Genomic DNA, 9,476 nt, shown 5'->3' with positions numbered 1-9,476 from the left:
GCGCCTTTACTCATCTACGGCGCAATAGCCAAGAGAGGTGAACACGCATGTGCCCGACCACCATGGACACTCATCCGGCGCCGCGCCTCAACATGACGAGGCGATCGTGATGGGGCTGGTCCTTCTTCTTTCAGTTGCCGCAGCCGTACTTTACGGAACCGCGGATTTTCTCGGCGGACTGATCTCACGTCGCACTCACTACACGGTTGTCGGCCTTATCGGCCAGGCGGCCGGTGCACTCGGCGCCACCGGTGCAGCACTGACTTCGAACGCGCCGCTACCCGATGGGACAACACTTCTATGGGGCATGGGCGCCGGAATCGGCGGCGCCGTAGGCACGCTGGCGCTCTATCGTGGTCTCGCTCATGGCCGGATGAACATCGCCGGGCCCCTGTCGGCCGTCACAGCCGCAGGCATCCCTGTCCTGGTCGATCTCGTCTTCGGAGCCCATCTCACAACACCTACTACCCTCGGCATCTGCCTGGCCGTACCTGGCATTTGGCTGGTTTCTTCCGGAACTGGATCCCGCAGGAGCAGTGGCGGTGTAGGGGATGGCCTGCTGGCCGGTCTCGGCTTCGCCGGCCTGTTCATTTGCCTCAACCGGGCTGGCGACCTTGCCGGTCTATGGCCAGTGGCCACGAGTCAGGTGATGTCAGCCGTGATACTGGGAACCGTCGCTCTGGTGAGCTGGGTCGCGACCAGGCGTCCTGTGACATCCGCGCCATCGCCATGGATGGCCCTCTGGCCTGGCGTGCTCGCCGTTTCCGGGACGATCCTCTACTTCATTGCCACCCACAAGGGAACCCTTACCGCCGCCGCCGTCCTCACCTCGCTCTACCCGGCGTTCACAGTGATCCTGGCTGCTTTGGTCCTCCGGGAACGCACAAGCCTGCTGCACAGCGTGGGCCTGGCACTGTGCGCAGCATCAGTTGGCGCATTCGTCACCGGGTAGGTCCAGGCGCAAGTGAAAGACGTCATACGACTGTCACCGCCCTGAAGCTGCAGTCCTACCGGCCCTGCCGCGACCGGCACCGGCGTGACCCAGCGGTGCTGAACGCAGGCCCAGCGCAAAGAACGCGCCCGTATTCGCAGCGAGCGCCAGCAACGCGGGAGCAGACCACGCACCGAGCAGCCCGACCACAGCCACCCGGCGTTCATAGAGGCCCAATGGTCGAAACGTCCCTCGCCCCAAGAGGACGTCATCCTCGATGGCAATGACCTACCGAAGGTAGGCAGGCTGCTGCGGGCCGTCGTCAGCAAGCTATTCGCCTTCGTAGGCGACGCCGTCGAGGACATCAGATGGTAGAGCTCGATCCAGCACCTGGGATCCTCCTGCGGCGGCCAGTCTGCTCATTTGGAGCCAGGGGCGACAGGTCCGATTCGCGACCGAGAGTCGACCGCCTCGCATCGCCGACCGGGTGTCCGCTGCATTGCGAAGCCGTAGCTTCTGAGGCGGTTGTCCCCATTTCGTACAGTCCGACAGAACGGGACCTGGCTGCGGAGACAACGGCAGGCTCGTCGCGGTGGGATGCCGCGGCCCTCGCTCATGTCGCCGGGCGCGCCTCCAAACTGCCCGTACCTCCCACGTAGGCGCCGATCCTATGCAGAGCGTCGACGGCTTCCGGTAGGAACGACCAGAAAAGGGGGAAGTTGTGGGTGTCGACTGGGTATATCTCCAACTGCGCGTCAACTCCGTGCGCCGTCGCGTGGTCCGCCAGGCGCTGCGCATCCTCCAGGATGGGCTCGCCTGAGCCCGCCTGAATGAGGAGCGGTGGAAGGCCCGACAGATCAGCGTTCAGCGGATCGATCAACGGGTCGATCGCCGGATCGTCCACCAAGGACTCTGCCAGATAGAGACCGGCCATCCGGCGCAGGGCCGCCATACTCACCACGGAGCCCTGCACCGCTCTATCGTACTTCACCGCCAGGTTGACCCACGGGCATAGCAACACTGCTCGGGCGGGCAGTGGCAGGCCCTGCTGTTTGAGCCTGATCAGCAAGGACAGGGCCAGCCCTCCGCCCGAGGAATCACCGACGACCGTCAGTTCGCTGGGGGCGCGACCGTGGTCGAGGAGCCACTCGTAGGTGTACTGCGCGTCGTCCAGCGCGGCGGGAAAGGGGTGCTCAGGAGCCAGCCGATAATCGGGCACAATGACCGCGCGTTCGGCCACCGAGGCCAGCGCGGTTGCCAACGAACGGTAGCCGAACGCGGATCCGGCGATATAGCCCCCACCGTGTAGGTGCAGCATGGTGATCGGCGCCTGGGGTCGAGGTGCGGCTACGAGGCTGGCGACCCCGCCCGCGTTGACAGGACGAACGGTGATCTTCGGCTCAACAGGGAACTGGGCAAGCAGGTCCTCGCACGCAGCGCGGACCTTCTCCACATCACCCTCCATAGGCTTGTCGCCGAAGGCGCCCCAATGGCTGGCGAGGTGCGCGGCAGGTTCTCCGCTCGCCGCCCGGGTGTCGCTGACAGCCTTGTCCAGCCCGGCCAGAATGCGATGCGCGTGGTCCAGCAGCGCCTCACCGGCGAGCGTCAGCTCTACCCGCCGGGTGGTACGACGCAACAGGTCGCAGTTGACGACCCGCTCGAGGAACCGGATCTGCCTGCTCAACGCTGGCTGGGATAGGTACAGGCGATCAGCGGCCCGGCTGAAGTTGAGTTCCTCGGCCACGACTGTGAACGCACGCAGATGCCGTAGCTCGATCGAGTCCGGCGCTGAGGGCAGCGGGAGCACCTGGGCGGACATGGCATCGCTCATACCAGCCAGTATGCCCAAACATCCCTTCATCGGGCTCTCATCGTGACTGCACCCACTCCGCATGAGCCGCCAGTTCCGATCCTTGGCACCGCGCACCTGGACCAGGCAGGGCCGTCGTGATCGCATTCAGCCATTAGGTAGGTCGGCAAGTCATGGTTGTCGATCCTCCTTTGACAATTTGCCACTGTCGCCAGAGACGGCCCTCCACTGCACACCCAAGCCATGATCAAGGCGCCCCCGCCGGATGATCTCAGCGGTTCATGCTAGGATCGACCGCCGATGTGGATCTGGGTTGATTCCCCCAGCCGGTCATCGCACGATGACGGTGCCCTTGGCGAAGGGCTCGAGGATGTCGTGGTAGGTGTTGGTGCCCGGTGCGTCGAGGGCACGGAGAAGATGTGACCAGCACTGGCCAAGATCATCGACTCGTGGTCCTCGTCGTCGAACTTGACCTGGTGCGAAAGGGCGCCGTCCGTGGTCCAGACGACCGAGCCCTGCCCCTCCACGATCACCTCATTGGACTCGAAGCCCAAGGTCGGTGATGCTGATTTCCGTCAATCCCGGCGGCATATCGATCACTCCCTCCTCGTCCGGACGAAACGGCCCGCGCAGGACAGTCTCGGCGACCGCAGAAACAGCGTTCGGGCGTTCCACCCGGGACTGTACGGTTTTCGGCTCTGGCCCAATTTCGGTGGTGACGGAACGTAATAGCTCGTGTCGGTCCACGGCTATCTCGGCGTGCTGTGTCAGCGTGACGCCGGTGTGACGTAAAGGATCTTGCTGAGGCTGGTGTTCCCGCAGTTGGCCGACCTGGCCATCGGCAGCGTTCAAGCCGAGGTCGGGACCGGGTCGATCGTGGTGCATGTCGCGTCCCGGGGCACGCCGGCAGCGTGCCCCGGCTGCGGAACAGTCGGGCGGGTGCACGGCTATGTGAATCGACAGCTGGCTGACCTGCCGTTGGGCGGGCAGCGGGTTCTGGTGCGACTACGGTTTCGGCGGCTGAGGTGCGCGACGGTCGGGTGCGAGCGGCAGACGTTCCGGGAGCCGCTTCCCGGGCTGGCCGGACCGTATCAGCGCCGCACGATCGCGTTGGCCACGCAGGTGGGGGCGGTGGTGCGGGAGTTGCCCGGCGGGCGGGGTCTCGGCTGCTGGCCGTACTGGGAGTCGCGATGTCGCGGCAGACCGCGGTCCGGTCTCTGCTGTCTCTGCCCCTGCCGGTCCGTCCGACGCCGGAGGTGATCGGGGTGGACGACTTCGCGCTCCGTAAACGGCACCGCTACGCCACGGTGATCATCGATGCGGTGACGCGGGAGCGGATCGATGTGCTCGCCGATCGTCAGGCCGACACGTTGGAGGCGTGGCTGCGTGCCCATCCCGGTGTGCGGGTGGTGTGCCGTGACAGCAGCGGCGCTTACGCCGAGGCGATCCGTCGCGCCCTGCCTGACGCGGTGCAGGTCGGTGATCGCTGGCATGTCTGGCACAACCTGGCCGAAGCCGTGGTCAAGGAGGTCGCCGCGCACTCGCTCTGCTGGGGCAAGACCGGCCCGCCGCCGAAAGAAGGCGTCCGAACCGCCACTACCCGCGAACGCTGGCGGCAGGTCCACGCCCTGCTCGACCAGGGTGTCGGGCTGCTGGAATGCGCCCGCCGCCTGGGCCTTGCGCTCAACACCGTCAAGCGCTACGCCCGGGTCAGCGAACCCGAGCGGCTGGTGCGCGTGCCGAAGTACCGGCCCACGCTGGTCGATCCGTTCCGCGACCATCTGCGCCGGCGCCGGGCCGAAGATCCCGCCGTCCCGGTCCAGCGACTCCTCGTCGAGATCAAGAAGCTCGGCTATACCGGTAGCCAGAACCTGCTCTACCGCTACATCAACCAAGGCCGGGTCGAATGCGACCGGCCCGCGATCTCGCCCAAGCGGCTGGCCGGCCTCCTTCTCACCGAACCGGGCAAGCTCAAAGAGCATCATGCCGAGCGGCTGGATGCCGCCATTGCCGCCTGCCACGAGATGACGATGCTCGCCGGACTCGTCCGGGGCTTCGCTGCTCTCCTCGACCCCAAGCAGGGCAACGACCAGTTACTGACCGCCTGGATTGAACGGGCGCGCCAGGTCGACCTGCCGCACATGCACGCCTTCACTCGCGGGCTGGACTACGACCGAGCCGCCGTTGATGCCGCCCTCACCCTCCCGTTCCACAACGGCGGCGCCGAAGGCGTCAACACCAGAACGAAAATGATCAAGAGGCAGATGTACGGCCGGGCCGGCTTCGAGCTCCTCCGCCACCGGATCCTGCTCGGCTAACCACGTTCCGTCACCACCGAAAGTGGGCCAGAGCCGATCTCTCGACAGACCCTCGCCAGATGGCGTTCTCCGGCTATGTGGAGACGATCGCCTATGGGTGGACCCGTCCTTGGACGTGCAGCGGGCCGCACCGGGCACAGGTCCATTCCATGGGCTCGGGTCGGGGACGCTGGCACGCAGAGTTCAGCGTCCCGAACGGCTAGTTCAGGTTTGGCAGGACCCTGGTATCTCCCTCATCTTGCTGACCTGTCCCCAGACCTGATTGAACGGTTGCATCGGTCGGTGGACGACTCCGTTGATCTTGCGGATCGGGACTGGGTGGCCCACGAATTGCTTGCCGGCGGGAGCCAGGAATGCCGGACTGCCGTCGGCCATCACGAAGTGATGCGACACGGTGATCCGGTAGGTGCAGGTTGAGTAGGTCGCCGTGGAACTTGTCGCTTGAGCCATGGCTGGTAAGACCAAGCCAGTCGCGAGCGCTGCGGTAATGACCAAGGTCCGGGTGAAGTTTCGCATGTCTGCCTTTCCACTAGAGCTGGACGTGTCGCTCAGGACGGTCGTGTCGGCGGATGCGGTAGGGGAGAGGGCCCGTTCATCGAGCAAACGGAGTGCCGGGATGTCTTGGCCGATCGACGTTGACGCCAGAGCCTCGGGGAGTGGGATCCCGTTGGATGTCCAACCCAGACGCCTGACCTACAGCCGCCGATCCATGCTCGACATTGACGGGCACGGCGCGTTAGCGAGAATCGCGATCCTTTCTCGATCGCACGAAGACCCTTCTGAAACTACAGACTGCTGTCATCAGGTCACCTCCAAGGCGCCATCGCCTTGACCACATCCCCTGGCCGCCGGCGGCCAGGGGATCAGAGGAAAGAGCAGCGGATGGTGCTCGGGGCCAATACTCTCCGGCAGTTCGTGCAGCTGCTGGGCCCGAGCATCGAGGAATCCACGGTGAGTGACCCGGCGAACACCCGGATGGGGAGCATGCCGCCAACGGTGATGTCGACACGCTCGAAGGACCTCTCAACTGGCCGGATGTGACGCTGGTGAGCAATGACGCCGTCGACGTCGTGGCCCGGCTCAAGGAGGAGCCTGAGCTGCCGTTGCGCTCGCACAGCAACTTGTCGATGAACCAGGCGCTGATGGCCGCCGGCCTGGTCGACCGTGTCCAGTTGGCGCTCTTCCCAGTGGTCACCGGTCAGACAGGGGCGGCCAACGTCGACTCATTGACAACATCCACCGGCGGGTGGGGCACCATGGGGGGACATGCTCGAGCGCTCCTGCTCGTGGCGGGCGGGTCTACAGTCCCGCTTGCCGTTGGGGGCGGATCCCGGCCGGTGGACGGTTGCCTGGCCGATGCCCATGGGCGGAGCGGCCGGCAGGCGGGAATCGATTCGACGATCAGTCGGGTGCATCGGCTGACGGCTTCGCCCGCTGGTACCGCGGACTCAAACGCTTCGATCGCCCTCCGATCGACCTCGCGGGCCTGACCGCTCCACGCCTTCTCCCGGATTCCGTACCGGGGCCTCAGGTGTCGGCGGGGAGGGGCGCGGGTGCGGGTAGCGGGAACAAGGTGAGGAAGCGTTCGGCCACCTGTGCCGATCCCTTGACGCGCGCATCACCAGCCCGCAGCGCTTCGCTCAGCTGCCGCCCGTCGTGCAGCAGTGCGCTGAGGGTGTCGGGATCGGTGCTGATGACGACGTGCGGACGGTCGGCGGGGCCGCGGTTGACGTCGAGTACGCCGTCGGCAATGCGGACGCCGTACTCCTGCTCGTGCAGGCGCAGGAGTACGGTCACGGTGAGATCGGCCGCCGCCCGCGGGTCGAACAACGCCCTGAAGGAAAGGACCAGCGAGTCGGCGCCGATCTTGGCGTGGGTCTGCAGGGCGGGGGAGCGGCTGCTCCACTTGCCGAGCTGGATGACGATGGGCTCCAGCTCCATGCCCCAGTCGGTCAGTTCGTAGACCCAGGACCCGGCTGGCGGGGCGAGCTTGCGCCTGCGTGCGATGCCGAATCGGGTCAGTTCCCGCAGCCGCTGGGTGAGCACGTCGGAGCTGGCGCCCGGGACGCCGGCGCGCAGGTCGGTGAAGCGTTTGGGACCGAGGAGGAGTTCGCGCACCACCAGCAGCGCCCAGCGTTCGCCGATGAGGTCGAGGCCGTGGGCCACGGCGCATCCGTCGTCGTACTTCCTCTTGCCCGTCATTCCACAACCATACCAAGCGAGGTAGGAAAATCAGTCCATCTAGTTGTTATTTCCAACTAGATGATTGTATATTCCAACTAATCAGGAGGTGTGGCATGGGTGAAGCCTTGGTGGTCCGCTACGAGACGCGACCCGAAACGGCCGAGGAGAACCAGCGCCTGATCGAAGGCGTCTTCACGCAGCTTGCGATGGAAGAACCCGAGGGCTTGCGGTATGCGGTCTTCAGGCTCGTCGACGGCGTGACCTTCGTCCACGTCGCGATTGACGACGCCGAGGTGCTGCCGTCCCTGTCGGCATTCCAGACCTTCCCGGCCGGGATCGCGGACCGAATCGCGACGGCCGTCACGCCGTCGGCGGCCACGCCGGTCGGCTCCTATCGATGTGGAGGCGGCAGATGAGCGGCATCCTGCCCGATCCGCGGCGCTGGAAGGCGCTGGCCTTGCTCGGCACGGCGTTCTTCATGGTCATCCTCGACGCGACGATCGTGCTGACCGCGATCCCGTCGATGCAAAGAGACCTCGGCCTGACGGTGGCAGGAGTGCAGTGGGTCCTCACCGGTTACGCGGTGTCCTTCGGCGGCCTGATGTTGTTCTTTGGCAGGGTGGCCGACCTCATGGAACGGCGAGGCGTCTTCCTCGTCGGCCTAGCCCTGTTCGTCGGTTCGTCGCTCATCTGCGGGCTCGCTTGGAGCGGCGGTGTGCTCATCGTGGGCCGGGTGGTCCAGGGCGTTTCGGCCGCGATCATGGCGCCGACCGCGCTGTCCATCGTTCTCGCGACCTTCCGTGACCCCGCCGAGCGCAACCGGGCCCTTGGCGTGTGGGGTGGGCTGGGAGGAATCGGCGCCACAGCCGGTCTGCTGTGCGGAGGAGTGATCACCTCCGGGCTCGGCTGGGAGTGGATCTTCTTCATCAACGTCCCGATCGGCATCGTGTTGTTCGTGCTGGCGCCGGTCGTGGTCGCCAAGAGCAGCGACCATGCCGCCGCGCGCCGGTTCGATGTGGCCGGAGCCCTCGCTGTTACCGCCGCGCTGGTGCTGCTGATTCACGCGATCACCAACGCGCCCGAGGTCGGCTGGTGGAGCGCGGCCACCCTCGCCGAGCTCGCCGCGGCGGTCGTGCTGCTGGGCCTGTTTCTGGTGATCGAGTCCAGGTCGGCGGCGCCGCTGGTGCCGTTGCCGATCTTCAGGCTGCGTAGCTTGGCAGCGGGCAATCTGGTGATCTTCGCGGTGGGGCTCACGGTGGACGGCATGCTGTTTCCGCTCGCGCTGTACACGCAACAAGTGCTGGGCTACTCCGCCCTGCAGTTCGCCCTGACCAGCGCGGTTATGACGGGGATGACCATTGCAGGCGCCTTCGCGGGCCAAGCGGCGGTTACCAGAATGGGCCTGCGGCCGATTGCCGTTCCCGCCCTGCTACTCCTCGTCGTCGGCACGCTGCTGCTGGTCTCGATCTCAGTTGAGGGAACCTTCTTCGGCGACCTCTTCTGGGGTCTGCTGATCTTCGGTCCCGGCATGGGTGCCGCATTCGTCGCCTCACAGATCGCCGCACTCGACGGTGTGGCCGAGCAGGAGTCTGGGCTCGCCGCTGGGCTGGTCGACACCTCCTTCAACATCGGCAGCGCGCTGGGCATCGCCATCGTCACCTCCGTCGCTCTGTCCGTCGCCGGCGGCGCGAGCCACGTTGACTCCGCCGTGGCCCTGACCGAAGGCCTGCGCGCCGCGTTCTCTGTCGCCGCAGGGTTCGCCGTCCTGGGCCTGGCCGCCACCTTCCTCATCCCCGGCAGGCTCCGGACCGCACCTGAACCCGAGCCGGCCGCACGCTAACTTTGGCCGCAGGCGCGTATCCCCAGCCCGCCGACCTGCTCAACCGCCAAGACGCGGGAAGCCACAGGCAGCCGCCGGAGCCGACCCCGAACGACGACGCGGAGTCGGCGCGTCGAAGCTGATCTGATGGCGAGCCGTCCAGCGAGTAATCGATATCCTGATCGTCGTCATGACGATGTGGGCGGCCTTGTCGCCGTCCGCGTCGGCGTAGAACATGAGCGACACGATCCGCGCCTACAAGATCCACCACCCTCACCACGACGTCACGGCAGATGACAACCCGTCCTTCCCGGTTCGCGCTAGGAGCCGTTTCTTAGATCTGCTGACTAATTGTGGTGATGTTGTCACGATTGGGTCATGGGTCGTGGTGATCTGACCAATGCGGAGTGGGAA

General features: G+C 65.9%; 10 protein-coding genes and 1 pseudogene. 6 read left to right on the top strand and 5 right to left on the bottom strand.

Features of this window, described 5'->3' with window-relative positions; genetic code table 11:
• The first annotated feature begins 37 nt into the window (after positions 1-37).
• Positions 38-952, top strand: a complete 915-nt coding sequence (locus ACFWYW_RS58260) for an EamA family transporter (RefSeq protein WP_379627945.1) — start codon at positions 38-40, stop codon at positions 950-952.
• 592 nt (positions 953-1,544) lie between these two features.
• Here the strand turns inward: ACFWYW_RS58260 and ACFWYW_RS58255 are convergent.
• Positions 1,545-2,762 carry an alpha/beta hydrolase fold domain-containing protein gene (locus ACFWYW_RS58255; RefSeq protein WP_379627947.1) on the bottom strand — a complete coding sequence of 406 codons (1,218 nt, stop codon included), beginning with the start codon at positions 2,760-2,762 and terminating at the stop codon, positions 1,545-1,547.
• A 513-nt stretch (positions 2,763-3,275) separates the two neighbouring features.
• Positions 3,276-3,626, bottom strand: a complete 351-nt coding sequence (locus ACFWYW_RS58250; RefSeq protein WP_379641441.1) for a hypothetical protein — start codon at positions 3,624-3,626, stop codon at positions 3,276-3,278.
• On the opposite strand from ACFWYW_RS58250, the pseudogene ACFWYW_RS58245 reads away from it, so the two are divergent.
• A pseudogene (locus tag ACFWYW_RS58245) lies at positions 3,552-3,713 on the top strand (hypothetical protein); the annotation flags it as partial. The gene ACFWYW_RS58250 and the pseudogene ACFWYW_RS58245 overlap by 75 nt on opposite strands.
• 53 nt (positions 3,714-3,766) lie before the next feature.
• Positions 3,767-5,059, top strand: coding sequence for an ISL3 family transposase (locus tag ACFWYW_RS58240; RefSeq protein ID WP_379641440.1), 1,293 nt, complete (start codon positions 3,767-3,769; stop codon positions 5,057-5,059).
• Between the two features lie 204 nt (positions 5,060-5,263).
• On the opposite strand, the gene ACFWYW_RS58235 is transcribed toward ACFWYW_RS58240, so the two are convergent.
• The gene (locus ACFWYW_RS58235; protein ID WP_379627999.1) at positions 5,264-5,575 is read right to left on the bottom strand and encodes a hypothetical protein; all 312 of its coding nucleotides are present in this window, start codon (positions 5,573-5,575) and stop codon (positions 5,264-5,266) included.
• Between the two features lie 530 nt (positions 5,576-6,105).
• On the opposite strand from ACFWYW_RS58235, the gene ACFWYW_RS58230 reads away from it, so the two are divergent.
• Positions 6,106-6,549: a dihydrofolate reductase family protein gene (locus ACFWYW_RS58230; protein ID WP_379627997.1), complete on the top strand. Its 444-nt coding sequence runs from the start codon at positions 6,106-6,108 to the stop codon at positions 6,547-6,549.
• Between the two features lie 37 nt (positions 6,550-6,586).
• Here the strand turns inward: ACFWYW_RS58230 and ACFWYW_RS58225 are convergent, their stop codons facing one another.
• A complete protein-coding gene (locus ACFWYW_RS58225) occupies positions 6,587-7,261 on the bottom strand; it encodes a winged helix-turn-helix transcriptional regulator (protein ID WP_379627995.1) in 675 nt (224 codons plus the stop codon).
• Positions 7,262-7,356: 95 nt separating this feature from the next.
• Between ACFWYW_RS58225 and ACFWYW_RS58220 the strand changes: the two genes are divergently transcribed.
• Both ACFWYW_RS58220 and ACFWYW_RS58215 read left to right on the top strand, forming a co-directional pair.
• A complete protein-coding gene (locus tag ACFWYW_RS58220; protein ID WP_379627993.1) occupies positions 7,357-7,659 on the top strand; it encodes a hypothetical protein in 303 nt (100 codons plus the stop codon).
• Positions 7,656-9,083 carry an MFS transporter gene (locus ACFWYW_RS58215; RefSeq protein ID WP_379627990.1) on the top strand — a complete coding sequence of 476 codons (1,428 nt, stop codon included), beginning with the start codon at positions 7,656-7,658 and terminating at the stop codon, positions 9,081-9,083. Before ACFWYW_RS58220 ends, ACFWYW_RS58215 begins: the two co-directional genes overlap by 4 nt.
• Before the next feature lie 39 nt (positions 9,084-9,122).
• On the opposite strand, the gene ACFWYW_RS58210 is transcribed toward ACFWYW_RS58215, so the two are convergent.
• Positions 9,123-9,299, bottom strand: coding sequence for a hypothetical protein (locus ACFWYW_RS58210; protein ID WP_379627988.1), 177 nt, complete (start codon positions 9,297-9,299; stop codon positions 9,123-9,125).
• Between the last annotated feature and the right edge of the window lie 177 nt (positions 9,300-9,476).

It is taken from the genome of Nonomuraea sp. NPDC059023 (genome assembly GCF_042740095.1).
Lineage (GTDB): Bacteria > Actinomycetota > Actinomycetes > Streptosporangiales > Streptosporangiaceae > Nonomuraea.
Note: the sequence above shows the minus strand (reverse complement) of the source record. Positions and strands in the feature narration are given on the sequence as shown.

Bases quoted from the DNA above. Each gene is read 5' to 3' on its own strand.
- ACFWYW_RS58255 (WP_379627947.1), bottom strand. From the start codon at position 2,762: ATGAGCGATGCCATGTCCGCCCAGGTGCTCCCGCTGCCCTCAGCGCCG.
- ACFWYW_RS58250 (WP_379641441.1), bottom strand. From the start codon at position 3,626: ATGCACCACGATCGACCCGGTCCCGACCTCGGCTTGAACGCTGCCGAT.
- ACFWYW_RS58235 (WP_379627999.1), bottom strand. From the start codon at position 5,575: ATGCGAAACTTCACCCGGACCTTGGTCATTACCGCAGCGCTCGCGACT.
- ACFWYW_RS58225 (WP_379627995.1), bottom strand. From the start codon at position 7,261: ATGACGGGCAAGAGGAAGTACGACGACGGATGCGCCGTGGCCCACGGC.
- ACFWYW_RS58220 (WP_379627993.1), top strand. From the start codon at position 7,357: ATGGGTGAAGCCTTGGTGGTCCGCTACGAGACGCGACCCGAAACGGCC.
- ACFWYW_RS58215 (WP_379627990.1), top strand. From the start codon at position 7,656: ATGAGCGGCATCCTGCCCGATCCGCGGCGCTGGAAGGCGCTGGCCTTG.
- ACFWYW_RS58210 (WP_379627988.1), bottom strand. From the start codon at position 9,299: ATGTTCTACGCCGACGCGGACGGCGACAAGGCCGCCCACATCGTCATG.